The sequence below is a fragment of the Stenotrophomonas sp. 78350_Sma genome, assembly GCF_056482105.1.
Genome location: NZ_CM151182.1, coordinates 3,735,566 through 3,762,549, shown reverse-complemented (window position 1 = coordinate 3,762,549; position 26,984 = coordinate 3,735,566). Strand labels below are relative to the sequence as shown.

Annotated in this window: 16 protein-coding genes and 2 pseudogenes; 15 read left to right on the top strand and 3 right to left on the bottom strand. The window is 65.9% G+C overall.

What is annotated here, in order from left to right; genetic code table 11:
* Nucleotides 1–189 precede the first annotated feature (189 nt).
* Nucleotides 190–1,467: a citrate synthase gene (locus ACZK4H_RS17380; protein WP_099552972.1), complete on the top strand. Its 1,278-nt coding sequence runs from the start codon at nt 190–192 to the stop codon at nt 1,465–1,467.
* 125 nt (nt 1,468–1,592) lie between these two features.
* Here ACZK4H_RS17380 and ACZK4H_RS17375 read toward each other — a convergent pair whose 3' ends face one another.
* On the bottom strand, nt 1,593–2,366 hold the full coding sequence (locus tag ACZK4H_RS17375; RefSeq protein WP_099552973.1) for an AraC family transcriptional regulator: 774 nt from the start codon (nt 2,364–2,366) through the stop codon (nt 1,593–1,595).
* A 93-nt stretch (nt 2,367–2,459) separates the two neighbouring features.
* Here ACZK4H_RS17375 and ACZK4H_RS17370 point away from each other — a divergent pair, with 93 nt between their 5' ends.
* The 9 genes and pseudogenes from ACZK4H_RS17370 to ACZK4H_RS17330 all read left to right on the top strand — a co-directional run bounded on the left by ACZK4H_RS17370 (nt 2,460) and on the right by ACZK4H_RS17330 (nt 18,067).
* Nucleotides 2,460–3,224, top strand: a complete 765-nt coding sequence (locus tag ACZK4H_RS17370; RefSeq protein ID WP_099552974.1) for an alpha/beta fold hydrolase — start codon at nt 2,460–2,462, stop codon at nt 3,222–3,224.
* 388 nt (nt 3,225–3,612) lie between these two features.
* On the top strand, nt 3,613–4,125 hold the full coding sequence (locus ACZK4H_RS17365; RefSeq protein WP_099552975.1) for a CS1 type fimbrial major subunit: 513 nt from the start codon (nt 3,613–3,615) through the stop codon (nt 4,123–4,125).
* A gap of 50 nt (nt 4,126–4,175) precedes the next feature.
* Nucleotides 4,176–6,895, top strand: a pseudogene (locus ACZK4H_RS17360) (TcfC E-set like domain-containing protein).
* A complete protein-coding gene (locus tag ACZK4H_RS17355) occupies nt 6,892–8,016 on the top strand; it encodes a CfaE/CblD family pilus tip adhesin (RefSeq protein ID WP_478472997.1) in 1,125 nt (374 codons plus the stop codon). The pseudogene ACZK4H_RS17360 and the gene ACZK4H_RS17355 overlap by 4 nt, the downstream one beginning before the upstream one ends.
* A 14-nt stretch (nt 8,017–8,030) precedes the next feature.
* Entirely contained in the window at nt 8,031–8,729 is a 699-nt protein-coding gene (locus ACZK4H_RS17350; RefSeq protein ID WP_099552978.1) for a pilus assembly protein, read from the top strand.
* A gap of 66 nt (nt 8,730–8,795) precedes the next feature.
* Nucleotides 8,796–8,864, top strand: a pseudogene (locus ACZK4H_RS17345) (ESPR-type extended signal peptide-containing protein); the annotation flags it as partial.
* A gap of 195 nt (nt 8,865–9,059) precedes the next feature.
* Nucleotides 9,060–13,853 (top strand): YadA-like family protein, encoded by a 4,794-nt coding sequence (locus ACZK4H_RS17340; RefSeq protein WP_239503735.1) that lies wholly within the window; start codon nt 9,060–9,062, stop codon nt 13,851–13,853.
* 69 nt (nt 13,854–13,922) lie between these two features.
* The gene (locus tag ACZK4H_RS17335) at nt 13,923–14,672 is read left to right on the top strand and encodes a hypothetical protein (protein ID WP_099552980.1); all 750 of its coding nucleotides are present in this window, start codon (nt 13,923–13,925) and stop codon (nt 14,670–14,672) included.
* Between the two features lie 197 nt (nt 14,673–14,869).
* Nucleotides 14,870–18,067 (top strand): autotransporter outer membrane beta-barrel domain-containing protein, encoded by a 3,198-nt coding sequence (locus ACZK4H_RS17330; RefSeq protein WP_158230217.1) that lies wholly within the window; start codon nt 14,870–14,872, stop codon nt 18,065–18,067.
* 14 nt (nt 18,068–18,081) lie between these two features.
* On the opposite strand, the gene ACZK4H_RS17325 is transcribed toward ACZK4H_RS17330, so the two are convergent.
* Together ACZK4H_RS17325 and ACZK4H_RS17320 are read right to left on the bottom strand one after the other, a co-directional pair.
* Nucleotides 18,082–18,726, bottom strand: a complete 645-nt coding sequence (locus tag ACZK4H_RS17325) for a hypothetical protein (RefSeq protein WP_099552982.1) — start codon at nt 18,724–18,726, stop codon at nt 18,082–18,084.
* 307 nt (nt 18,727–19,033) lie between these two features.
* Nucleotides 19,034–21,457: a penicillin-binding protein 1A gene (locus tag ACZK4H_RS17320; RefSeq protein WP_099552983.1), complete on the bottom strand. Its 2,424-nt coding sequence runs from the start codon at nt 21,455–21,457 to the stop codon at nt 19,034–19,036.
* 219 nt (nt 21,458–21,676) lie between these two features.
* Here ACZK4H_RS17320 and ACZK4H_RS17315 point away from each other — a divergent pair, with 219 nt between their 5' ends.
* Genes ACZK4H_RS17315 through ACZK4H_RS17295 form a run of 5 tightly spaced genes read left to right on the top strand, consistent with a single transcriptional unit; the run spans nt 21,677 to nt 26,809 of the window.
* Entirely contained in the window at nt 21,677–22,735 is a 1,059-nt protein-coding gene (locus ACZK4H_RS17315) for a pilus assembly protein PilM (RefSeq protein ID WP_099552984.1), read from the top strand.
* The gene (locus ACZK4H_RS17310) at nt 22,735–23,637 is read left to right on the top strand and encodes a PilN domain-containing protein (protein ID WP_099552985.1); all 903 of its coding nucleotides are present in this window, start codon (nt 22,735–22,737) and stop codon (nt 23,635–23,637) included. The genes ACZK4H_RS17315 and ACZK4H_RS17310 overlap by 1 nt, the downstream gene beginning before the upstream one ends.
* Nucleotides 23,634–24,290 carry a type IV pilus inner membrane component PilO gene (locus tag ACZK4H_RS17305; protein WP_005410857.1) on the top strand — a complete coding sequence of 219 codons (657 nt, stop codon included), beginning with the start codon at nt 23,634–23,636 and terminating at the stop codon, nt 24,288–24,290. The genes ACZK4H_RS17310 and ACZK4H_RS17305 overlap by 4 nt, the downstream gene beginning before the upstream one ends.
* 26 nt (nt 24,291–24,316) lie before the next feature.
* Nucleotides 24,317–24,820 (top strand): pilus assembly protein PilP, encoded by a 504-nt coding sequence (locus tag ACZK4H_RS17300; protein WP_043035665.1) that lies wholly within the window; start codon nt 24,317–24,319, stop codon nt 24,818–24,820.
* Between the two features lie 21 nt (nt 24,821–24,841).
* Nucleotides 24,842–26,809, top strand: coding sequence for a type IV pilus secretin PilQ (locus ACZK4H_RS17295; protein WP_099603963.1), 1,968 nt, complete (start codon nt 24,842–24,844; stop codon nt 26,807–26,809).
* Nucleotides 26,810–26,984: the final 175 nt, after the last annotated feature.

Sequence of the window (26,984 nt, the reverse complement as noted above, 5' to 3'; positions counted from 1 at the left end):
ACAGCGCTTTTGCCGATCCGGGCCGCTCAACGGCCGGCGTCTGGCCGCCTGTCGTATACGACTTCCGTCTAGCACCCGACAAATGCTGCTGTGCGATAATGACCTGATCCCCGGCACAGGCCGAGGACGTCATTCACGTGCCTGACCAATGCGCTTGGGCAGGCGCCTTCCCATGAAGGAGCGCACACAGTGTCCGATCTTGATCAGGTCACGCTCAACGCCGGCGATAAGTCGGTCGTTCTGCCCGTCATCAAACCCACCCTTGGCAACGACTGCGTCGACATCGCGAAGCTGACCAAGGAAACGGGGTATTTCACCTACGATTCCGGCTTCACCGCGACGGCCAGCTGCAAGTCCGCCATCACCTACATCGACGGCGACAAGGGCGTGCTGCTGTACCGCGGCTACCCGATCGAACAGTTGTCGGAAAAGTCGAGCTACGTCGAAGTGGCCTACCTGCTGATCAACGGCGAGCGCCCGAGCGCCGAGCAGCTGAAGGCCTTCACCGATGAGCTGGCTGCCGAAGCCAACGTCGACGATTCGATCAACACCCTGATCGGCAGCTTCGCCAAGGACGCCCACCCGATGGCCATCCTGGCTGCTGCGATCGCGCAGCTGTCGGCCATCTACCACGACTCGCTGGACCTGTCCGACGCCGAACAGCGCCGCCAGGCCGCCGTGCGCCTGATCGCCAAGGTGCCGACCCTGTCGGCGCTGATCTACCGCCACGGCAAGGGCCTGCCGGCCAACAAGCCGGACACCTCGCTGGACTACGTCAGCCGCTTCCTGAAGCAGACCTTCGAGTCGGCGGACGGCCAGTACGACCTGAACCCGGACGTGGTCAAGGCGCTGGACCTGCTGTTCATCCTGCACGCCGACCACGAGCAGAACGCTTCGACCTCGACCGTGCGCCTGGTCGGTTCGACCGGTGCCAACCCGTACGCGTCGGTCGCCGCTGGCGTCACCGCGCTGTGGGGTCCGGCCCACGGCGGTGCCAACGAAGCCGTGCTGAAGATGCTGGAAGAGATCGGCAGCGCCGACAACGTCGAGTCCGCCGTGGTCAAGGCCAAGGACAAGACCTCGGGCTTCCGCCTGATGGGCTTCGGCCACCGCGTCTACAAGAACTTCGACCCGCGCGCCAAGGTCATCGGCGAGATGACCAGCAAGGTGCTCAAGCAGCTGGGCGTGCAGGATCCGCTGCTGGACGTGGCCGTGAAGCTGGAACAGGCCGCGCTGCAGGACGAGTACTTCGTCGCCCGCAAGCTGTACCCGAACGTCGATTTCTACAGCGGCATCATCTACAAGGCGCTGCAGATCCCGACCGAAATGTTCACCGTCATGTTCGCCCTGGGCCGTACCTCCGGTTGGGTGTCGCATTGGCTGGAACAGCAGGTCGATCCGGAAATGAAGATCGGCCGTCCGCGCCAGGTCTACACCGGCAGCGACGTGCGCGACTACCAGAGCTGATCGCCCGCGTAGGTTGTGCTGGGAACGCCCCGCATCCGCGGGGCGTTTTTTTTGCCGCCACCCTGGTGGGTGCCAACCTTGGTTGGCACGCTTCTGTAGAGTCGAGCCATGCTCGACTGCTCTTGCTACACCTCTGAATACTGGCTCGGCGAACTCCCCAGCACACGCCGGAATGCCGCAGAAAACGCACTCGGGCTTGCGTACCCCAGGTCCAGTGCCACGCGCGTCACCGCCTGCCCTTGCCCCAGTCGTTCGATGGCCACCAGCAGGCACACCTGCTGCCGCCACTCGGCAAAACTCACCCCGGTATCCGCGCGGAACATCCGCGTGAACGTGCGACGGCTCATGCCCGCTTCCGCAGCCACCTCATCAAGCCCAATGGCGAGCGAAGGCGCATCGAACAGCGCCCGGCAGATACGCGCGAGGCGTGCATCGGCAGGCAATGGCGCATGCAGGGAAAGCGTCGGCATCGACGCGATCTCCGCCACCAGTAGTTGCATCAGCTTGCCCGCACGCCCGTCCTCGTCGTAGAGCGGTGGCAGGTCCACTGCATCCTCCAGCAGCTGCCGCAGCAAGGGAGAGACCGCATACACGCTGCAGTGCATTGGCAGTGCCACGGCGGCGGCCGCCTCGATGGAAAGGAAGGCATTGAGCATCGTTACCGGCCCGCGCATCGTCATCTCGTGGGCCAGCCCCGCCGGTACCCAACAGGCGCGCTGCGGAGGCACCAGCCAGCGTCCCTGCGGTGTCGTCACGCTGATGGTGCCGCGCGCCGCAAACGCGAACTGACCGCGTCGGTGGGCATGCCGGGGAAACGTGGACGCGGCCGCGTAGTCGTTCGAGGTGACCACAACATCGCGCGGCAGGTCTTCGTAGGGATCGAGCAGCGAATTGCGCATGGCCCGGATTCTATAGCGGTTGACCCGCCATCGACGGCGGGCCGCACTTGCCCTGCCTAGCATCAGTGCTCCTTCTGACTGTGGCGATTCTTCATGGCCAACACTTTTCATCGCGTGGGGCGGGGGCCTCACTTCGTCCTGGTCCTGCATGGCTGGTTCGGCGACGCGCATGCGTTCGAGCCGATCGAGCCGTGGCTGTCGCGCGATCACTTCAGCTACGTCTTCATGGATTGCCGTGGCTACGGAGGCATGCGCGATGCGACGGGTCAGTTCAGCATCGACGAGATCGCGCATGATGCGTTGGCGCTCGCCGATGCGCTGCGGATCGGCACCTTCAGCCTGGTCGGGCATTCCATGGGAGGCATGGCGATCGAACGCATCGCCGTGCTCGCGCCACAGCGTGTGCGATCCATGCTCGCCATCGCACCCGTTCCCTGCGGTGGTATTGCCTATGACGCGGCCACGCGCCACCTGCTGGAGGGTGCCGCCGACAGCCTGGCCAACCGGCGGACCATCATCGACCGCAGCACCGGTGGGCGGCTGCCTGTCGCCTGGTTGGACTGGAAGGCCGACTACTCAATGGAGCACTCCACGCCCGGCGCATTTGCTGCCTATCTTTCCGCGTGGGCAGATACGGATTTCAGCGATGAGATCATCGGCGACCATCGGTTGAAGGTGGTGGTGGGCGGGAAGGATCCAACGTTCAACCGATCACTGATGGAGAAGACCTATCTGTGCCGCTATCGCCACGCAACGCTGGAGGTCATCGAAAGTGCAGGGCACTACCCGATGAATGAGACACCCTTGGCATTGGTGGCGGCCATGGAGTCGTTCCTGTTGTCATTGCCCGGGAGGTAGCGTCGACCGGCAGTTGAATCGCGCGCGCAATGCGAACAGCAGTCGAGCGCGAATCATGTTCTCCGCCCGGCGACAGGTTCCGCGCGCATGGCGATGCGTTCATCTGGAGCGCGTCCACGGATTCTTCGGCGCGGTTCGACCCTGCACAGGCAAGGCAATGAGGTTTATTGCATTTAATCAGTGAGGGAATTTGCATAACTCTCAAACATTGAGCGTCTTCAAGGTTTCTCCTTAGCGTTCAATGTTTTAGGAAAGCTTGAATGGTCTGCATGGCAATGGGTTCCTAACATTCTCTCCGTTGCCCGCAACCACCTCTGCGGGCGGCGCCGCTCTTCCTCTTTCCAGGGGGAGGGCGGCTTTCATTTTCCCTGTCCGAGAGAGACTCCCCATGAACGCCATTCTCAAGAAGGCCGCGCTCGCTGCTGCGCTGGCCACTGCTTCCCTGTCCGCCAACGCCGCCGAAGCGAACATCTCCGTCTGGGCCCAGGTTGATACGTCGCTGGCCCTGCTGAAGGACGATGGCACGGCGTTGCCGGATGTCGTCAACCTGGTGCACAACCCGGCCAGCGGCCTGTCGCCCTGGAGCCAGCAGGTGCGCATCTACACCAATGACATTGCCAAGGATGTCGAGGTGCGGCTGGTGAATGCCGCATCGCTGATCGCCACCGATGCCGCCGGCGCCGCGCCGTCCGTGCCGCTGACGGTCACCCTGAACCGCCAGGAGCTGACTCTGGTCAACACCAAGTTCCCGGCAGCGGACCTGTACAGCGGTGGCGTTCCGGGTGGTTCGGTCGCGATGCCGCTGGTCGTCGCCCAGGCGACCCGTGCGCCGATCACCGTGGCCGGCAAGTATGAAGGCATGGTCAGCATTGCAATGGCGCAGACGACCACTTCGCCGTAACACCCCGGGCCGGCCCGATCACCGGGCCGGCCGCTTCCGGCAGCATCCCCATGAAAACACCTGCACCCGCCGTCACCCGGCTGGCGATCGCGCTCGCCTTGTCATTGCCCACACCGTGGGTGATGGCGCGTGGCGTGCCACCCGGTTTCGAGGATCTGGTCGAAGGTCAGACCGAACAACTCGACATCAGCCTGTTCGGTCGTTCGACCGGGCTCATGCCGGTGCGCGTCACTTTGGAACACGTGCAGCTGGAAGACCCCACCGCGGTGCTGGCCGCTCTGCAGCTGTCCGCAGAAGCGCAGCAGGCGCTGCTGGCAGCAGCCTCGCAGCCACTCCCCCGCAACAGCCACCTGGCCTGCCGTTTCGGCGCGGGCAGCGCGGGTTGCGGCTATCTGGAGCCGCCGCAGGATCCTGCCGCCGTGCGGGCCCTGTATGACGAAGGCGAGGGCACGGTGCGGCTGTTCGTCGCGCGCCAGTGGATCAACGGTGAGCCGGCCGCATCCCGCTTCCACAGCGTCAGCGCCAATGCCGAAAACGCCTTCCTGCACCAGCAGTCCATCAACCTCAGCGGTGGTCGCGGCATGCAGGCGCTGTCGGCGCAGGGCATGGGCATGCTGGGCGTGTTCGAGCGTGGCCACCTGGCGGCAGAGTGGAACTACAGCCAGCAGCGCTATCGCAACCAGCGCATGCGCGATGACTTCCAGCTCGACAACGCCTATTACCGGCACGACCTGGGCCCGCAGCACTACCTGCAGCTGGGCCGCATGGACCGCCGCAATCTCTCCAGCCCGCTGGGCGGCACCTTCAGCTTCGGCATGCTGCCGCTGGACCGCTTCCAGGGCCTGCGCCTGGGCACCACCCAGGCCTATGTGGATGCCGATGCTGCCGTGCAGGCCACTCCGCTCACGGTGCTGCTGGCACGCGATGCGCGCGTGGATGCCTTCGACGGCAACCGTCTGCTGCAGACCTACTACCTGCGGGCCGGCATCAACCAGCTCGATACCCGCCGCTTCCCGTTCGGCAGCTATACCGTCAGCCTGCGCATCCATGAAGACGGCGTGCTGGTGCGCAGCGAGGAAGCACCGTTCGACAAGGGCGGCGACTGGACCGACAGCAGCGTGCAGTGGTTCCTGCAGGGCGGGCGCCGGCAGGAGCGCCGGTCAGCACGCCACAATGATGAACTGGCGGCGATGGCCGGCCTGCGCATTCCTCTGGGCCGCAACGTTGCGGCCACCGCCGGCGTGGCCGACATCGGCGGCTACAGCTATGGCGAACTGCGCGTGGACCTGCGCCACGTGTTCGCCACGCAGGAGGTCCGCGCCAGCTTCAGTGGCATGCAGGGCAGCGATGGCAGCAACGGGCAGCAGCACCAGCTGTCGTACCGGCGTGGCGCGTCCTGGAACGTCTACCACCAGCGCCTGCGCGGCAACGCCTGCAACTTCGAAGACGACGCGCGTGACCGGCTGGGCTGCGCCGATTCGCTCAGCGCGTCGGTAGCGCTGCCGCTGGCCGGTGGCAGCGCCTACGTTGGCTATACCCGCCGGCAGACCTGGCGGCCGGGGCTGGACCTGCCTGGCGCCGTGGATGATCCACTGGCCGGGCTGGATCCGCTGCTGCCACCGCTGCTGCCGGCGCCGACCCGGCAGCCGCAGCTCAGCCGCACCTGGCAGGCCAGCTACGGCCGCACCCAGCGCTGGAACGAATTCAGCGTGGCCGCGCGCGTGGGCCTGTGGCAGCAGGATACCGATGGCAGCCTGCGCAGCGGGCGCGACCGCGGTGTGTATCTCAACCTGAGCCTGACCCGCCTGCAGCGCAGCGAGCGCGGTTCGTCGCAGCGGCGCTACAGTGCCGACCTGCGCCAGCCTGAACACGCACGGCCGGATATCCCCCCCCCCCCCCGCCCCCCCCCCCGGCAAGCCCCCCCCCCCCCCCCCCACCCCCCCCCCCCCCCCCCGCCCACCACCGCCCGCCCCCCCCCCCCCCCCCCCCCCCCCCCCCGCCGAACCCCCCCCCCCCCCCCGGTCCCCCCGTGGGGGGGTACCACCAGGGGGGCCCCAAAAAAAAGGCCCCCCGCGCCCCCCCCCGGTCGGGCCTGGCGCTGGGCGCCCGTGGCCTCTACTGGGGCGGCGGCCTGGGGGCTGAATCCGGGCTGGCCGTGCAGGTGGATGACACCGACGATCTGGACCTGAGTGGGGTGGCCGCCGAACTGCAGGTTGGCGGCCTGCGCCGGCAGAAGCTGGCCCTGGGCGAGCGCCGCCTGCTGCCGCTGTCGGCCTACCAGTCGCACCGCGCCGAAGTGCAGGACGCCAGCACCATGGACAGCATTGCTGCGATCCGGGTGACCGGCGTGGGCGGTTCGCGCCCGCTGTTCCTGCCGCCGGGCAAGCTGCTGCGCATGCCGATTCCGATCGAGGTGACCTACACCTTCATCGGCAACGCACAGGACATTGCCGGGCTGCCGCTGGGCGGCGCCCGCATCCTCAACGCACCGGTGCCGGGCACCGGTAGCAACGGCGGCTTCGTCGCCGATTTCCCGCGTCGCGAACGCACGCTCTACCTGCTGCAGGACGACCGCCTGCTGCACTGCCCGCTGCAGGTGCGCGAGCGGCGCAGCGTGGTGCTGCTGGTCGGCACCGTGCAGTGCGAGCCGCTTGCCGTGGCCCAGCTGCCAGCAGAGATCCGCCAGCAGGCACGGGTGACCCGCCTGCTGCAGGAACAGGCACTGATTGCCGCGACGCCCCAGACCGCTGCTGCAGGAGGAACGCCATGAGGCGGGGTGTTGTGTGGGTGTGGGTGGTGCTGGCCAGCGTGCTGCTGGTGCCGGGCGCGTGGGCGCAAAGGCCGCCGGATCAAGTACCCATGGATTATTCAGAGACGATCATTATGAACTTTGACAGGTCGTTGCTGCCCGGTGGCATTCGCCTGCTTGCGGAAAGAACGCTGCTTGCATACGACGGTGACCCTGCGCAGGGATTTGGACAACTCCATTTCACCTGCAACTCCAGTCAGAACCCTGCTACGGGTCAGTGTCCGACGGCGGATACCGGCGAGAACGGCTCGTATGTGAGTCGCATCCAACTCCAGTTCACGGAGCTGCGTAGCGGCATGGTGACCTCACTCGCGGTAGAGGGATATCTGGAGCGTGCTGACTCGGGATTGGTGTGCCATAACTATTGGCAGTTTGACAGACGCCCTATTTGGACCAGCTACTCGACCCCGTGTCCAAGGACGCCGGCCAGTGGGACCGCCGCGTCATTGTTCATTTCAGATGCGGAACTGTCTCGCTTGGTCGCGGGTCGATGGGTCGGCCGCTTGGAGCTGACGCTTCGCAGTAGTGCTGCCTCTCGCGTTGCGAGCTTTGACTTCAATTTTCAGATAACCATCACCGACTACGACGCGGTCTCCATCTACTTCCCGGAGTTCCCGCAGACCACGCCCAACGTCGATCTGAATCTCAGCTACGACCCACTCGCCCAGACCGTGGGCGGGCGCAAGCCGTTGGACATGTGCCTCTACGACGGCCTCGGCTCACAGAGTGAGTACCTGGGCCTGACTGTCACCGACACCAGCGGGCGTCCCCCCGGGCCACTGGGGTACTCGCTGTGGCATGACGATGGCGGCAGCAGTGATGACCAGCGGCTGGACTACATGATCGAACTGGAACATGCCGGCGTGCGTCGCCGCATGGCCAACGGCGTGGAAGAACAACTGCGCGGCATCGACACCGCCAAGCTGCGGCTGGTGCTGCTGCCAGGCATGACCCAGCCGGTGTTCTGCGTCCCCACCCCGTTGCTGCTGACCACACCACGCGTGCCGATCACCGAACAGCGCGCCGGTGGCTACGAAGGCCAGTTGAAGGTCGAGCTGCGCCTGCCCACTACGCGTCCCTGATCCTGGAGACCCTGATGAAACCGATCACGTTCGGACTACTGTCGATCGCCCTTGCGGCGGCCGTTCCCGCCCATGCCAACCTCACCGTGCACCCCATGCGTGCATCGGTGGACGTGAAGAAGGGCACCAACATCCGTGTCTATTCGCAGTCCACCCAGCCGCAGTACGTGCAGGCATCCATCCGCCGCATCGACAACGCGGCGCAGGCCGACGAGAACGAGGTGGAGATCGAGCCGGCCGAGGCGGCCATCGCCATCACCCCGGGCAAGTTTGCCTTGGCCGGGGGCGGCAATCGCCTGATCCGCGTCATTCCGCTGCAACCGGTCACCCAGGAAACCGCCTACCGCGTCTACTTCGAGGGCGTGCGCGGGCCGGACGAAACACCACTCGAACCCAGCGGGCAGGGCGCGCAGGCCAACGTCGGCGTCAGCCTGGTGTGGGGCGCGCTGGTGAACGTACTGCCGGATGACGGCACCGTCGGCTTCCGCCTGGACGGCAACCAGCTGCGCAACACCGGAACGCTGCGCCTGGGCATCACCAGCATCGCCGAATGCCAGGGCAGCCGCTGCACTGCGCATGACGTGTCGCGAAGCCTGTACCCCGGCAGCGCATTGGAACTGCCGTTCGTTCCCGCTGCGGGAAGCACCGTGCAACTGCGCTATCGCCTCACCCGCGATGGCTATCGCGAACACCTGCAGACCTTCGCCCCCTGATCTCCGACACCCGCCGTGGCTGCAGCGCCACGGCGTTCCCTTCGTTTGTCCTGTTAAGGAGTTTCCATGAACAAGATCTATCGTAGATTGTGGTCGACTGCCCGTCAGTGCTGGGTAGTTGCGAGTGAGCTGAGTGCCACAAAAGGCAAGCGCAATGGAACGCAGCTCTGCCTGATGGCGGCTGTTCTCTGTGCGTCGTCGCCGGTTGCTGCGGCCGTCTTCAATGAGAGCTGTCTGCCCCTGATAGAGGACTATTATCCCTGTACGCCTTCCTATGGGCACGACGACAGTCGCATCTACACTCTGGTGGGAAGCAATACCCGCAACTCGATGATCACGGGTAATGGAACTGAAATCGACGGTCGCTTCTCAACTGGATTCGGACATCGCAGCAAGGTTCTGGGTGACCGCGCGACGGCACTGGGTTACTACGCAACTGCCTACCAGGGCTACAGTACCGCTTTGGGCGCCTGGGCAAGGGCGGACGGCATCGGGGCCACGGTGATCGGCAACGATGCATCAGGATCGGGGCGGAATGCCGTCGTCGTCGGTAGCGGTGCGAATGTTGACACGGGCGCAGGCCTGGGTGGCATCGCCATCGGCGGCAACGCGCGTGCCGGTACGGCAGGATGGAGTGGTGCGATCGCACTGGGGGCGAGTGCCGACGCAACGCACGACGGTGTCGCGTTGGGTCACCATGCGACTGCCAGCGCAAGCGGCGCCGTGGCGCTGGGCCGTGGCTCAGTCGCCAACGAAGGAAACAGCGTCTCCGTTGGCAGCGCATCCACCCAACGCCGCATCGTCAACGTCGCCGATGCGCGCTTGTCCGATACCAGTACCGATGCGGTCACCGGCAAGCAGCTGCACAAGACCAACGCCGATCTGGGCGTGGTGCGTACCACCGCCAACGCCGCCAAGACTGCCGCCGACCAGGCGCTGGCCAACACCCGTCTGCTGACACAGACCTCGGCCAGCAGCACCATCCGCATGGGCGCTGACAACACCGGCACCATGCTGGACGTGCGCAACAAGTCCAATGCGAATCGCAAGATCAGTGGCGTTGCCGACGCGGTGCTGAGTGCAACCAGCACCGAAGCTGTAACCGGCCGCCAGCTCAATACCACCAATACCAACGTCACCACTGCGCAGAGCACCGCAAACACCGCGAAGACCGCCGCTGATGCTGCCGCGGCCCGGGTGACGACGCTGTCGGGCCTGGTCGGGCAGGTGTCGGCGACCGGCAACGTGCGCCTGGGTGCCGAAAACACCGGTATCGTGCTGGACGTACGTAACAAGGCCAATGCCAACCGTAAGATCAGCGGGATTGCCGATGCGACCCTGAGCGGCACCAGCACCGAAGCCGTCACCGGCCGCCAGCTCACCGTCACCAACAGCAACGTTACCGCCGCACAGAACACCGCCAACACGGCGCAGACCACCGCCGGTGCCGCCAGGACTACCGCTGACAACGCGCTGGCACAGGCCACCACGCTGGGTGGGCTGGTGGGGCAGGTATCGGCTACCGGCAATGTGCGGCTGGGTGCCGAAAACAGCGGTACCGTGCTGGACGTACGTAACAAGGCCAATGCCAACCGTAAGATCAGCGGGATTGCCGATGCGACCCTGAGCGGCACCAGCACCGAAGCCGTGACCGGCCGCCAGCTCACCGCTACCAACAGCAACGTCACCACCGCGCAGACCACCGCCAACGCCGCGCAGACCACCGCCGGCACGGCGAAGACCACCGCTGATGACGCTCTGGCGCAGGCCACCACGCTGGGTGGCCTGGTGGGGCAGGTATCGGCTACCGGCAATGTGCGGCTGGGTGCCGAAAACACCGGTACCGTGCTGGACGTGCGCAACAAGACCAATGCCAACCGCAAGATCAGTGGCGTGGCCGACGCGGCCCTGAGCGGCACCAGCACCGAGGCCGTGACCGGCCGCCAGCTCAATACCACCAACAGCAACGTTACCGCCGCACAGAACACTGCCAACACGGCGCAGACCACCGCCGGTGCCGCCAGGACTGCCGCTGACAACGCGCTGGTACAGGCCACCACGCTGGGTGGCCTGGTGGGGCAGGTATCGGCTACCGGTAATGTGCGGCTGGGTGCCGAAAACAGCGGTACCGTGCTGGACGTACGTAACAAGGCCAATGCCAACCGTAAGATCAGCGGGATTGCCGATGCGACCCTGAGCGGCACCAGCACCGAAGCCGTGACCGGCCGCCAGCTCACCGCTACCAACAGCAACGTCACCACCGCGCAGAACACCGCCAACACGGCGCAGACCACCGCCGGTGCCGCCAGGACTGCCGCTGACAACGCGCTGGCACAGGCCACCACGCTGGGTGGGCTGGTGGGGCAGGTATCGGCTACCGGCAATGTGCGGCTGGGTGCCGAGAACAGCGGCACCGTGCTGGATGTCGCCAACAAGGCCGGTGCCAGGCGCCGTATCAGTAATGTCGCCGATGGCGTCCTCAGCGCCACCAGCTCCGATGCCGTGAGCGGCCAGCAGCTGTTTGCCGCCAACGAGACAGCGAAGGCGCAGGGTCTGGCGCTCTCGTCGCATGCCACGCAGCTCACTGCACATGCCGGCCGCATCGATGACAACCGTGATGGCCTGGATCGCCTTCGCGAAGAGTTTGAAGCCTTCAATCCGGACCTGGACAGCGTGGTGAAGTTCAGCGACGACCGCAGCCTGGTCGAGATGGGCGGTGCGCGGGTTACGGGGATTGCTGATGGGGATATCAGTTCTGCGGCTAGTACGGATGCAGTGAATGGTGGCCAGTTGTTTACCACCAATCAGCGGGTTTCGAAGATTGAGGAGCAAAGTATGCTCCTCAGTATCGATTCATCATCTGCCAGCCTGCCCGCAGAGTCAGGGTGGCTTGGCGTCGCTGTTGGTTCCGGCTCATCTGCAATGGGAGCGGGCTCGACCGCAATCGGAAGCTTCGCACTCGCAGAGGCCGAGAATTCAGTTGCAGTCGGGCGAGGATCTGCGGTTCTCATTGGAGCTACAGGCGGATTTGCGCTTGGTAGTGGAACCGAAGTGGCGGCCGAAAACGGCGTGTCGCTTGGTTCAGGCAGTCGCGTAATGGCTGGGGCGGCCCGAGCGGTTGCGATCGGCTCCGGCTCGGTGGCGCGTGAGGAAGCTTCGGTGTCCTTCGGAAACGACACTCTGAAACGTCGGCTGGTAAATGTCGGTCGAGGAGCTGAAGTCCATGATGCGACCACCATTGCACAGCTCAACGAATCCCTGGCTACTCTTGGCGGTGGTGCGGGCATGGACGCGAACGGCAACGTGATCGCTCCGACCTACACCATGCAGGGCAGTACCCAGCGCACGGTAGCGGATGCACTGAACGTACTGGATGGCACCACTACCAAGACCGGTACCCGAGTGGGCGTGATCGAGAACCAGCTTCGTTCGATGTTCGACGAGACGACATCTGCGCGTACGGGCGGCGTTGGTCAGCTGTCCCTTGCTGGCGCACAGGGTATGGTCCTGACCAACCTGGCTGATGGTCGATTGGCTCCGGGCAGCCGCGATGCCGTTACGGGCAACCAGCTGCATGCGGCCAAGCAGGAGATCGCCCGCAACAAGAGCGAGATCGATCAGATGAAGGAGCAGCAGGATGAGCCGCTAGGTTCCGCTCGCCAAGGCCCGATCGACTTTGCTGGCGCTCGCGTTACCGGATTAGCAGAGGGTGATATCAGTTCCGTTGCTAGTACGGATGCTGTCACTGGTGGGCAGCTGTTTGCCACGAATTCAGAGGTCGCTTCTCTGAAGGAACAGGCAAAGTACTTAGCTGTTGGAGTTGGTGGCGCGCAGGCTGCGGCGAAGGCGGGATTGGTAGCTGTTGCTCTTGGGGACTATGCAGAAGCATCTCTGGAATCTGAAGGTGCTGTGGCTGTAGGCAGCTTTTCTCAAGCGCACGCTCGAAACTCTGTCGCTCTCGGACGCGCGGCCTATATAGCTGCATCGGCGGATGCCGGTTTCGCGCTCGGAACCCAGGCCGAGGTCTTGGCTGAAGGTGGGATGGCACTGGGGGCCGCGTCGTCTGTTGCGCGCGGGGCGGCCAACTCTGTAGCTGTTGGCAATCAATCTGTCGCAAAGGAAGTAGGGACGGTGTCATTCGGCAACGACAACCTGAAGCGCCGCCTAGTGAACGTCGGGCGAGGCATTTCTGCGAACGACGCCACCACCGTAGCCCAGCTCAACGAAACCCTGCGCAGCATCGGCGGCGGCGCCCGCATCGACGCCAACGGCAACATCGTCGGCCCCAGCTTCAGCCTGCAGGGCCGCAGCCACGCCACCCTCGGCGATGCCCTGCAGTCGCTCGACGGCGCCGTCACGTCCACCGGTTCGCGCATGGATCGCGTGGAAGGCCAGTTGCGCTCGGTGTTCCAGGACACGCCCACCAGCCGCACCGACGGCATCGGTCAGCTGACGCTGGCCGGTGCACAGGGCATGGTCATTTCCAACGTGGCCAACGGTCTGATCGCGGCGGGCAGCCGTGATGCGGTCAATGGTGGCCAGCTGCATGCCATGCAGCAGCAGCTCAACGGCCGCGTGGACGGGCTGGAGAGCCGCCTGGATGGGCAGCCGCAGGGGCGTTCGCAGCGCCTGGCATCAGCCGAAGCGCCGGTGACCCCGCCGCCTGCCACCGAGGAATCGCCCATCGCTGACAGCGGAAATGTGCCGAAGGTTGCCTCCAACGAGGGTGGCGGCCAGCCGGCGGGTTCCCCGAAGAAGAAGGACGAGCCGGCACCGAAGGCGCAGGTTGATACCGCCGAGCTGGAGAAGATGCTGGCGCGTGCCAACGAGTACACCGATGGCGCCATCAGCAGCGTCGAACGCCGCCTGGACAAGATGGACAAGCGCTTCAACCGGATGGCGGCGATGGGCAGCGCGCAGAGCGCAATGGCGATGAACACCGCGGGCCTGAACACCTACAACCGCCTGGGCGCGGGCGTGGGCTACAGCGAGGGTGAATCGGCCATGGCGGTCGGCTACCAGCGTGTGCTCAATGACAAGGGCTCGGCCACCTTCAGCCTCAGCGGCGCGTTCACCAACAGTGGCGAACGCACCGTCGGCGTCGGTGTGGGTATCGGCTGGTAAGCAGTGCAGCCCCGGCGTGGTGCGCGTAAAGATCCCCGCCGCGCCGGGGCCCTTGCCGAGGAGATGGCAATGTACCGATGGGCAAGTCGATTCATCAGCTACCGCACGTTCTATCTGTGGCGTGCGCGGTATTACTACTACACCCGGCGCGTGGATGTCTTGCTGTTGTCCAACGTGCTGTGCTTTGCGGTTGTGGTGTTCGTGCTCTGGTACTACTGGAAGTTCAGTACGGTGCCACCCCCGCGGCTGCATCCGCAGGCGGCAGCCTTGCGGGTGGAAGGCATCACCAATGAGGCGATCCTCCGCATCGCGATGGTGCGCCGCGCCGGCAGCCCGCCGGGCCAGGACTTCACCACCGGGGAGGACATCCGCGCCAGTACACTGCGCACGATGCGGGTGCGGCAGGTACTGGATGGCGAGGTGGCATGGCGGTTGAAGGCCACGCTGCTGGCGGACATCGCCGATTACATCGAGGCGACCAATGGCTGTGCGCCGTATCAATGCGCGCGGGTGCAGGCGCACATCAGCCTGCTGCGCGAGGCCGCAGCGGAAAACAGGGGCATCAACCGCGCGCTGCAGCCCATCCTGGATGGCCCACCTGATCGGGTACCCAGTCTCGAAGGCGTCGAACGCCAGCGGGTGAAGAGCGGCTGGTCGGATGCGTTCAGCGACATCTACCACCAGGCATGGTTGTTGAACGATCTTCGGACCATGCACGCGCGGATGATGGCGGAGTATCCCAGGCGTGCGCCTGCCCCCTGGTTGCCGGAGTGGCTGTTGGGCGCCGGGCCCACAACCGGCAGCGGAATGCCGCTGTAGGGCATGGGCCATCGGAAGGGTGGGCGGCGGGTCCGCCTGGACGTGATGAGGGAAGGGCGAATCTGCAACTTGTTGCATGGCATTGGCCCCGGCCTGTACGGACACTGCGCACCCTCCTTTTTTCAACCGGGCTCCCCGCCATGCATGTCCCTGCCCGCCATTCAGCTTCACGGCCTCTTCCCCGCAATCTGCTGGCCATGGCGATCTTCGCCTGTGTGCTGCCTGCTCCCGCCTTTGCCAGCACGCCGCTGCCGCAGTTGATTGCCGATGGCAGCGCGCACGACGCTGCAGGCAGCTACGAGACGAGTGAGGCAGGGGCGGCGGGTCATGCGCTGTTCGCACTCAACGGCGGTCGCATCGACGCGGCCGCGCCGGTGTCGGTCATTACCCGCGGGCAGGGCGCCGCAGCCCTGCGCGCTGAATCCGATGGCCTGATCCGGCTGCACGGCGGAGCAGTCAGCACGCAGCACGGGCGCGTGTCCGACGCCATTTCGGTGGCGTCGGGCGGGCGGGTGGAGCTGCTGCGCGCCGCCGATGGAACCGGTGTGCGGGTGTCCACTCTCGGCCTTGGCAGTGCCGCTGCCCGGGTGGATGGCGGATCGCTGCTGATGCAGGGTGCGCACCTCAGCACCACGGGAAATTCGGCCATGGCGCTGATCGCTGCCGGCGGTGCACGGGTGCAGGTGGACGACAGTGAGCTCACCGTGGCCGCCGCCGGTTCCGAGGCCCTGCGTATCGAGCAGGGCGCCATTGCGGACGTGACCCGATCAGTGCTGCGCGCCAACGGTTGGGGCAGTGCGGCGGCCGCCGTGGCCAGCGGCGGCAGCCTGCGTCTGCAGGGCAGTTCGCTCGTGGCCGGACCCTCTGCAAAGGGCTTGCTGGTGGAGCGCGGTGGCGCAGCAGTGTTGGTTGACACTCATCTGGATGCGGAAGGGGACCCGACCGCCGCCATGCCGATGGCCGAAGTGGACGGCGGCACGCTGCACTGGCGCGGGGGGGAACTGATCGCGTCTTCGGAACGCAGTAGCGGCATCACGCTGCGGGGCGACAGCGTTGCCCAACTCGAGAACCTGCGTATCGAGACCGGTTTTTACGCGGTTTCCGCGACGGACGGCGACGAGGTCAGCCTGGATGGGGTGGACATCTACACCCATGGCGGCATTGCTGCAGCGGTTCACCTGGGCGCGGCCAGCTTCACGATGCACGGTGGCACTATTGGCACCTCGGCCGGCAGCGCGGTGGCGCTGGACAACCGTGCAGGTGATGCCCGCCTGTTCGATGTGCGATTGACTACGCTTGGGCAGTCCTCGCACGGCCTGTACGCATCGATGGATGCAGGCCGTGGCCAGCCGTCCATCCAGGCCGATGGTGTCACCATCCAGACCCGTGGCGCAGGTGGCATCGGTGCGGTGGCGCGGCTGGGTGGCCAGGTGGCGCTGTCCGGTGGCTCCATCGTCACGTCCGGCGAAAAGGGCTATGGCGTGCTGACCGGCGGTGCCGGCCGCATGTCCCTGTCTGGCACCGATGTGACTACGACCGGCCGTGGTGCCTGGGCGGCGGTGATCAATGCCAACGGCGTGCTGGACATTGACGGTGGGTCGTTGCTGGCCGAGCGCCATGGTGCACTGTGGGTGCGCAGCGCCCGCCAGTTCACCGCGCGCAACGGTGCACGACTGGCCGGCGGCAATGGTGTGCTGGCGCAGGTCGATGCCGCATTCGCTGCACCGTTCACCTTCGATTTCAGCGGCGATGTGGACGCGGTGGGTGACATCGTGATCACCCCGGAAGATCTTGCTGCGGGCATTCCGGTCGCCGTGGATCTACGGTTGAACCTTGCCGATCGATCACGGTGGCAGGGAAGCAGTACCGTGCTTGGGCAGGCGAGGTTGTCCGGGCAGAGCCAGTGGACGCTGACCGGTGATTCGCGGGTCGGATCGCTGTCGCTTGATCGCAGTATGGTGCAGCTTTCCCAGGGCTATGCCGGTCGCTTCCACCGCCTTGTCGTGGGCGGTGACCTGGATACGCATGGCAGTCTGCTGGTGTTCAATGCGGCGCTGGGCGGTGACGCGTCCGCGACCGACTTCCTGCACGTGCTGGGCAGCACCCGCGGCGATGCGGCGGTCCAGGTCAACAATGTCGGCGGGCTGGGCGCGCAGACGCAGAACGGTATCCAGCTGATCCAGGTGGAAGGCAGCTCGGACGCGCACTATTCGCTGTCCGGGCGTGCCGTTGCGGGCCGCTACGAGTATTTCCTGCACAAGGGCGGCATTGCCGACCCTGCCGACGGTGGCTGGTACCTGCGTTCGGCGCTGGCCACCGTGCCCGACCCCTGCGAGAGCGATCCGCAGGGCACAGGCTGCTCGGTGAAGCCGCCGCCGGAACTCTGCAGTGAAGGCCTGGATGGGCCGTCGTGCGAAGACGGCCCGGGTGTGACGCCTGATCCCTGCGAGGTGATTGAAGGCGATGGGTGCACTGGGTTGCAGCCACGCATCCTGCGTCCGGAGGCGGGTACCTATCTGGCCAACCGCTTCGCCATGGACCGGCTGTTGCAGCACGGCGCACAGGACCGAGGCGTTCGTACAGGCGACGGTGTGCAGGGCTGGATCCGCACGCAGGCCGCGCAGGTGCGGCTGCCTGGCGTGGACAACCAGTTGTCCCTGCGGTCGCAGCATTCCGTGCTGCAGCTGGGCGCCGACGTGGGTGTATTCGATGCAGCGCGCACCCGTGTGGGCGTGATGCTGACTGCTGCACGTGCCAGAACCCAGGCGCGGTCGGTGTTGACCGATTACCAGGCGCAGGGCGACGTGCAGGGCGCCGCCGTGGGTATCTACGCGAACTGGGCATCCGAGGCGGCCTATGTGGATGCGTGGACACAGCGCGGTCGGTTCCGCAACCGTGTCGATGGCGATGCACTGGCGCGTGAGCGCTATCGCAGCCATCTGTGGCAGTCCTCGCTGGAAGCGGGCTACCGCTTCGGTGTGGGCCGCGTGGGTGCCACCGCGGTAAGCCTGCAGCCCGAACTGCAGTTGGTCCACAGCCGTTCGCAGATGGGCACGCATGTGGAGCACACCGGTACCGAAGTGCGCCTGCTGCAGTCCAACCGGCTGTCTGGACGATTGGGGCTGCGCCTGCAGGCCGAATCGCGCATGGGGTCGGGTGCGACGGTCAACCCGTATCTGGCGACCAACTGGTACCGCCAGGGCACCGCACCGCAGGTTGCGTTCGATGGCGAAGCGATGGGCGCAGGCGTTGCGCGCGATCGCTATGAAGTCAGCGCCGGCGCGCGCATTGCCTTCCGCTCCGGACTGAACGCCTGGGGCGGGTTCGGCCTGATGCGGGGCGACCAGGGCTACAAGGAAGCCAATGCACAGCTTCGCTTGGCCTATGACTGGTAAGCGTGCACCAGGGGTCAGCCGCCGATGTAGGCGGTGATCTCGGCCTCGGCCAGCAGTTGCCGCAACTGGCTGATCGAGGCGCGCCGCATCGGTTTTTCATCCACCGGCGACAGCGGCGCCTGTCGCAACGCGTCGTAGGGCAGCACAGCCAGGTCGAAGGTCAGCTCCTCGGCACTGAATACCCAGACCGGTACGTCCAGGATGCGCTCGCGGTCCATCCGCAGGCGTCGCGTGCGCGACTCGGCCGGAATGCGGTGGTCTTCCAGGAAGCGGTGCACGGCTTCCGGGTCGTCGCTGTGCAGGTGCAGCTGCACGGGGCTGTTGGCATCGGCGGTGCCCTCCAGCACCGGGCCGGCCAGGCGCGGGGAGAAGCCGTGCAGGAACTCCAGCGCACGCGTTGCGGCCTCGCGGCGGCGCTGCAGTTCGTTGCCGTGCTGGGGCCCGGAGAACAGCCGCTGGTACTCGCGCAGTGCGTCTTCGATCTCGGTATTGCGGGGCAGGGAGGCATCGTCGTGGATGCCGAGCCGGCTGGCGGCCTTCAACTTGGCCTGGTGGTAGTCGCGGATGCCGCCTTCGGCCATCAGGCGGGCGGCTTCGTGGGCGAGGCGGTGGCGCCGCTCGCGGGTCTGGCTGGCAGCATGCTGACGGGCGCGATGCATGCGATGACTCCCTGTTGCGACCTGGCTACAGACTAGCGCACGGATGTGACATCTGCGTGGGTATTTCGGATGTTGCTGCTCTGGTAGGTGCCGACCTTGGTCGGCACAGAGCGCCAACCAAGGTTGGCCGCTACCACGGCAAAAGGGTGCCGTTGATCCTGTAGAGCCGAGCCCATGCTCGGCTGCTCTACCGAGGGCGCCCGGAGCCGAGCATGGCTCGGCTCTACAAAGGCGGCGCCAACCAAGGTTGGCCGCTACCAGAGTCGAATCGGTGCCAACCCACGGTTGGCACCCACCTGGCCCTTCCTCAGAAGATATCGAACGCGGCGGCGTCGGCCTGCGGCGTATTGAGGTTCAGGTCGTAGTCGGTCAGGCGGTCCATGTCTTCCACCTTCACCCACTCGGTCGCGCCGTTGAGGGTGGCCTGGACCATGCCGCTGGGCGGGTCGTTCTGCGCGATCGGGGTGTCCTTCAGCGCGGTACGCATGTAGTCGATCCAGATCGGCAGGGCGGCCTTGCCACCGTATTCGCGGTAACCCAGCGAGCGGAAGTCGTCGCGGCCCACCCACACGGTGGTCACGTACGGGCCGCCGAAGCCGGAGAACCAGGCGTCGCGGTGGTCGTTGGTGGAGCCGGTCTTGCCGCCCACGTCCTCGCGGCCGAGCACCTTGGCCTGGGCACCGGTACCGCGCTGGACCACGTCGCGCATCATCGACACCAGCTGGTAGGCGGTGCGGGCGTCGATCGCGCGCGGGGCGGTGCGGGCATCCGGGTTGACCGGCGTGGCCGGGGTCTCGGTCTTGGCTTCGGCCTTGGCCGCAGCAGCCGGGTCCACCTTCGGGGCCGGAGCGCCGAAATTGAAACCGTCCACCACCTGGTTGACGGGCTGGTCGCTGCTGCCGGCGCAGTCGCGGCAGGCCAGTGCCGGGTTCTCCTTGAACACCAGGTTGCCGTCGCGGTCATTGACCTGGTCGATCAGCCAGGTATCCACGCGCGAGCCGCCATTGGCGAACACGGCGTAGCCACGGGCCACCGACAGCGGGGTGAGCGAAGCGGTACCCAGCGACATCGACAGGTTGGGCGGCAGTTCCGATTCGGCGAAGCCAAACTCGCTGATGTACTTGCGCGCGTAGTCCACGCCCATGCCATCAAGCAGGCGCACCGAGACCAGATTGCGCGACTGCACCAGCGCTTCACGCAGGCGCATCGGGCCGCGGAAGCCACCGCCGTCGTTCTGCGGGGCCCAGGTCTTGCCGCGGCGGTCGCGGAACACGACCGGGGCGTCGAGCACGATCGACGCCGGGTTGTAGCCCTTGTCGAAGGCGGCCGCATAGACGAACGGCTTGAAGCTCGAACCCGGCTGGCGGCGAGCCTGGGTGGCGCGGTTGAACTTGTTGCCGGAGAAGCTGAAGCCACCGACCAGCGCCTTCAGCGCGCCGTTGTGGGCATCCAGCGAGACCAGCGCGGACTGGCCGCGCGGAATCTGGTCCAGCAGCCATTCGCCTTCCTTGGCACCGGCGCGCACGCGCACGATGTCGCCGCGCTGTACCAGCTTGCCCGGGGTCTTGTTGGTCCACTTGGCGGCACCGGCCGGCAGCACGATCTCGCTGCGGTTGGCCAGCACCACGGTGGCGCTGCCATCGGCGCCGGTGCTGGCGACGATCGCCGGCAGCAGGCCGGCCTGGCCGTACATGCCGCGCAGGTGCTCGGCCAGGGCGGCGGCGTCTTCGCCGGCACCCACCTGCACCTGCTTCTCCACGCCGTGCCAGCCGTGGCGGTGGTCGTACAGCAGCAGGCCGTCGCGCACCGACTGGTTGGCGGCGGTCTGCAGGGTGGAGTCGATCGTGGTGGTGACGTGGTAACCCTTATTGACCACATCCCCGCCGAAGCGGGCGATCATTTCCTGGCGCACCAGCTCGGCCACGTACGGGGCATCGACCTGCACCGGCGGCTCATGCGCGGTGGCATGCATCGGCACGGCCTTGGCCGCATCCGCCTCGGCCTGGCTGACGAACTTCAGGTCGGCCATGCGCTGCAGCACATAGTTGTCGCGGCGCTGGCGGGCACGTTCCGGGTTGGAGATCGGGTTGCCCGAGGACGGGAACTTGGGGATGCCGGCCAGCGAGGCCATCTCGTCCAGGTCCAGCTCGTTCAGCTTCTTGCCGTAGTAGAACTCGGCGGCGGCGGCCACGCCGTAGGCGCGGTTGCCGAAGAAACTCTTGTTCAGGTACAGCTCGAAGATCTCGTCCTTGCTCAGCTCGGACTCGATCTTGCGGGCCAGCAGGATCTCGGCCAGCTTGCGGGTGTAGCTGTACTCGGAGCTGAGGAAGAACTGGCGGGCCACCTGCTGGGTGATGGTGGAGCCACCCGGAACGCGCTTGTCGCTGGTGGTGGCCAGCAGCCACACCGCGCGGCCGATGCCCATGTAGTCCACGCCGCCATGCTCGTAGAAGCGGGCATCCTCGGTGGCCAGGAACGCCTGCTTCAGGCGCTCGGGCACATCCTTCATGGTGATCGGGGTGCGCCGGGTCTCGCCGAACACCGCCATCAGCTTGCCGTCGGCAGCATAGACGTACATCGGCTCCTGCATTTCCACGTCGCGCAGGGTCTGCACGTCGGGAAGCTTGGAGGACACAGCGTAGTACAGACCGCCCACGGCGGCCGCGCCGATCAGCGCCAGGACCAGGACAATCAGGAAGATCCAGCGCAGCCAGCGGCGGAGTCGAGTCATCGGGTTCAGATTCCGATTGCGAATTTCGTGGTCGCAGAGTATAGATTACGCAAGGTGGCGGCTGGGGTCGGCACCGGGGAGCGCAAGGGGAACAGTCAGGGGCTGCATCGTGAATCCGTGAGGAACTTCACAGCAGGGCCGTTGCCATTTGCTAAGAATACGTTATTAATGCTCGGGCGCAGGTCTTGCGTCCAAGTGCCCGTCGGCAGGGGAGAAACCGTGGGGCTCATCCCAAAAAGTCAGTCGCCGCTTGTAGGCGTCGACATCAGTTCGACTGCGGTAAAGCTTTTGCAGCTGTCCCGCAGCGGCAATCGTTTCCGTGTGGAACATTACGCTGTGGAACCTCTTCCGCCGAATGCGGTGGTGGAGAAGAACATCGTGGAAGTGGAGGCCGTGGGTGAGGCCATCCGCCGTGCGATGAACCGTTCAGGCAGCAAGGCCAAGCTGGCCGCTGCCGCCGTCGCCGGGTCCGCGGTGATCACCAAGGTGATCCCGATGCCGGCCGAGCTCGACGAGAACGACATGGAAGCCCAGATCGAGCTGGAAGCGGTCAATTACATTCCGTACCCGATCGAGGAAGTGAACCTGGACTTCGAGGTGATCGGGGCGATCCCGAACAACCCGGAGATGGTCCAGGTGCTGCTGGCCGCGTCGCGTTCGGAGAACGTGGAACTGCGCCAGTCCGCGCTGGAACTGGGTGGGCTGCAGGCCAAGGTGATGGACGTGGAGGCCTTCGCGGTCGAGAACGCCTACGCCCTGGTCGCCAGTGAACTGCCGGTGTCCAGCGATGGCGTGGTCGCGCTGGTCGACATCGGCGCCACCATGACCACCCTCAATGTCCTGCGCGGTGGCCGCAGCCTGTACAGCCGCGAACAGGTGTTCGGTGGCAAGCAGCTGACCGACGAGATCATGCGCCGCTACGGCCTGAGCTACGAGGAAGCCGGCCTGGCCAAGCGCCAGGGTGGCTTGCCGGAAAGCTACGAGATGGAAGTGCTGGAGCCGTTCAAGGAAGCCACGGTCCAGCAGATCAGCCGCCTGCTGCAGTTCTTCTATGCGGGCAGTGAGTTCAATCGCGTCGACCACATCGTGCTGGCCGGCGGTTGCGCCGTACTGGGTGGCCTGCCGGAGATGGTCGAAGAACAGCTGGGCGTGCCGACCGTGGTGGCCAACCCGCTGGCACAGATGACCCTGGGCCCGAAGGTGAACGCGCATGCGCTGGCCCAGGATGCCCCCGCGCTGATGATCGCCACCGGTCTGGCGCTGAGGAGCTTCGACTGATGGCACGCATCAATCTATTGCCCTGGCGCGCCGAGCGGCGCAAGCAACGCCAGCGCGAGTTCTACGCAATGCTGGGCATGGCCGCTGTCGGTGGCCTGCTGTTGTCGCTGATGATCTGGTTCTACTACGACCGCCAGGTGAGCGGCCAGATGGACCGCAACGCCTATCTGGAAGCCGAGATCGAGAAGGTCAAGGAACAGAACAAGGAGATCGATCGCCTCGATGCGCAGAAGGATCGCCTGCTGGCCCGCAAGAAGGTGATCGAGGAACTGCAGGCCAAGCGCTCGCAGATGGTCCACCTGTTCGATGCGTTGGTGCGCACGATTCCTGACGGCGTGGTGCTGACCGCCCTGCAGCAGGAAGGGGACATGCTCACCCTTGAGGGACGCACCCAGTCCAATGCACGTGTGTCGGCTTACATGCGCAACCTGGAAACCTCCGGCTGGATGACCAACCCGGAGCTGTCGATCATCCAGGCCAGTGCCGGGGACAAGAGTGCAGCCGGTCCGGTCTCGGACATCAAGGCGCTGCCGTACATGTTCAAGGTCACGGTGAAGCTGCCTGCACAGAGTGAAGAGACCGGCACCCCCGGTTTGAACGCCGATGGCAGCGTGGCGGCCGCGCCGGCTGCGACGCCCGCCGTGGCGCCGCTTGCCGCCGGCCCCGATGCGGCGGCCCCGGCCGCTGCTCCAGCACCGGCCACGGCCCCGGCCCAACCGGCGGCGGCCCCGGCAGCAGCGCCCGCCAGCGCTCCGGCCACCGCACCGGCGCCTGCACCGGCGCCTGCACCGGCCAAGCCGAACCAGCCCGCCGCACCGGCACCGGCCGCCAGGCCTGAGGGCAGCCGCCTGGCGCAGCCGCCGCAGGCCTCTTACGCCCCGCTGCAGGGGGATCGCGCATGAGCCAGAAAATCGATCTGAAGAACCTGGATTTCAACGACATCGGCAACTGGCCGCAGAAGGCCAAGATCGTCTTCTGTTCGTTGCTGGCCCTGGTCATCATGTTCGTTGCGTGGATGCTGCTGATCAGCGGCAAGCGCGATGAACTGGCCAGCCTGGAATCGAAGGAAAGCGATCTGCGCACCGAGTTCTCCAAGCAGCAGGAACGCGCGGTGAACCTGGGGCCGCTGAAGCAGCAGCTGGCGCAGATGGAGCAGGTCCTGCAGCAGATGCTGCGGCAGCTGCCCAGCAAGACCGAAATGCCGGACCTGATCATCGACATCTCGCAGACCGCGCTGTCCAGCGGCCTGACCAGCCAGCTGTTCGAACCGGAACAGGAGCAGGTCAAGGAGTTCTACGCCGAGAAGCCGATCAAGCTGAAGATGGTGGGCAGCTACCACCAGTTCGGTGCGTTCGTCAGTGGCGTGGCCTCGCTGCCGCGCGTGGTGATCCTGACCATGCACGACATCAACCTGAAGCCGGCGGACAAGGCTGGCGGTGGTTCGCGTGCCGGTGCGCTGGAGTTGTCCGGCACTGTCAAGACTTACCGGTATCTTGACGAGACCGAGGTGCAGGAACAGCAGAAGGCTGAAGCCGGCAAGGAGGGCAGCAAGTGATCCGTTCCTTCTTTGCACGTTGCGGGATGGTCGCTGCCGTGTTGCTGCTGGCTGCCTGCGGCCGTGGAGTGACCAGCACGCCGGGCGACGCGCCGAATCTCGAGAAGTGGGTGGAAGGTGAACGTGCCCGGCCGGCGCAGCCGCTGGAACCGTTGCCTGTGATGCAGCAGTTCGAGACCTTCGAGTACTCCGCGCAGGGCCTGCGTGATCCGTTCACCGATGCCTGGACCAATCCGCAGGGGAATGGCGGACTGCGGCCGGATCCGAACCGGCGCAAGGAGCCCCTGGAGGGCTTCCCGCTGGACGCACTGGACATGGTCGGTACCATCGGCACCGGCGGCGGCACCGTCGCGCTGGTGATGGGGCCGGACAAGGTGACCTACCGGGTGCGCCCGGGCGGTTACCTGGGGCAGAGCGACGGGCGGGTCACTGCGGTCTTCGAAGACCGTGTGGAGCTGATCGAACTGGTGCCGGATGGCGCGGGTGGCTGGCTGGAACGGCCAGCAACGCTCTCGCTTGAAGATCAATGATCGTTTACTGGGGATAGCACGATGACCTTTCACCAAGCCAAGGGGCTGCGTCCCATCCGGCGCTCTACCTTGAACCGTGTCAGCGCGTTGGGAGTCGCGCTGATGCTGGCCTGCGCTCCGGCGCTGGCCGCCGCACCGGCGGAGAAGCCGGTGGGCACCACCGTCGCACCGGCCGCGGCACCCGCCGGCCTGTCGGTGGCCAAGATCGATTTCAAGCGTGGCGATGATGGCGCGGGCCGCCTGATCGTGCAGTTTGACGGCCAGGGCGCGATCCCGGACCTGCGCACGCAGGGCAACAGCGTAGTGGTCGACGTCGGCAATGCCCGCCTGCCGGCCAACCTGCAGAAGCCGTTGAACGTCGTCGACTTCGCCACTCCGGTGCAGCGCATCGACGCCAAACCATCCGGCGCCGGCACCCAGCTGGTGCTGAGCACCGGTGGTGCGGTGGAGTCGCTGGCCTACCAGAGCGGCAACGAATACGTGGTCGAGATCAGCGCGCGGCAGGCTCCGGCCGCCGTCGGTGCGGTGACCGCCGGCAGCGTCACCCAGGCGGCAAAGGCCGTCGGCCAGCGCGGCTTCACCGGCAAGCCGGTGACCTTCAACTTCCAGGACGTGCCGGTGCGCACCGTGCTGCAGTTGATCGCCGAAGAGTCCAACCTCAACGTGGTGGCCTCCGACTCGGTGCAGGGCAATGTGACGCTGCGCCTGGTCAACGTGCCGTGGGACCAGGCACTGGACATCGTGCTGCGTGCCAAGGGCCTGGACAAGCGCCGCGACGGCAGCGTGATCTGGGTAGGCCCGCAGGCCGAACTGGCCAAGTTCGAGCAGGAGAAGGAAGACGCGCGCATCGCCATCGAGAACCGCGAAGACCTGGTGACCGATTACGTCCAGATCAACTACCACAGCGCCACTCAGATCTTCAAAGCCCTGACCGAAGCCAAGGGCATCGGCGGGGGTGGCGGTGGTGGCGCAGGTGGCGGTGGCGGTGGGTCGTCGCAGGAGGAAAGTGGCTTCCTGTCCGGCCGTGGCCGCATCGTCGCCGACGAGCGCACCAACACGCTGATGATCAGCGACATTCCGAAAAAGATCGCGCGCATGCGCGAGCTGATCAACGTGATCGACCGTCCGGTCGACCAGGTGCTGATCGAGAGCCGCATCGTCATCGCCACCGATACGTTCGCACGTGAGCTGGGTGCGCGGTTCGGCATCAGTGGCAGCCGCGACAACGCCTACTTCAGTGGCAATCTGGAGGCCAATCGCGATACCCGCAAGTCGCAGGTCGAAGCCGATGCGGCCAACGCCAAGGCCTACCGCGACTGGCTGGCCGGTGGCAGTACGGGCCCGGCGCCGGTGCCGGTCGGCTCGGCAATCACCCGCGGCCTGAACTGGGCCATGCCGGCGGCGTCCACCAACCCGGCGGGCTCGCTGGCGCTGTCGATCCTCAATGCCGGCTACCTGCTGGACGTCGAGTTGTCGGCCATGCAGGAGGAGTCGCGTGGTGAAGTGATCTCCAACCCGCGCGTGGTCACCACCAACCAGCGCGAGGCCCTGATCAAGCAGGGTAAGGAAATCGGCTACGTGACCATCAGTGCCGGTGCAGGTGGTGTCGCTACGCCGAACGTGCAGTTCAAGGAAGTGGTGCTGGAGCTGAAGGTCACCCCGACCATCACCAACGACAACCGCGTGTTCCTCAACATGCAGGTGAAGAAGGATGAAGTGGATCGGCTGATCCAGCTGGAAGGCTATGGCACCGTGCCGTCGATCAACCGCCGCGAAGTGAACACCGCGGTGCTGGTCGAGGACGGGCAGACCGTGGTCATCGGTGGTGTGTACGAGTTCACCGACCGCAACAGCATCAGCAAGGTTCCGTTCCTGGGCGATGTACCGTTCCTGGGCAACCTGTTCAAGAAGCGTGGCCGCAGCAAGGACAAGGCCGAGCTGCTGGTGTTCGTCACCCCGAAGGTGCTGCGCGTGGCCAAGCAGAACTGAGCCAGCACACCCGAGACTTGAAGAAGGGCCGCCATGTGCGGCCCTTCCTCGTTCATGCCGGACGCCATCCGTGAATGATCCGGTAGATCCGCGCCATGCGTGGATGAGATGCCCGTTCAGCCGTTCTTGATGCCAATCGCAAGGCACCCTGCGATGATGTCGGGAACCCGTGCCG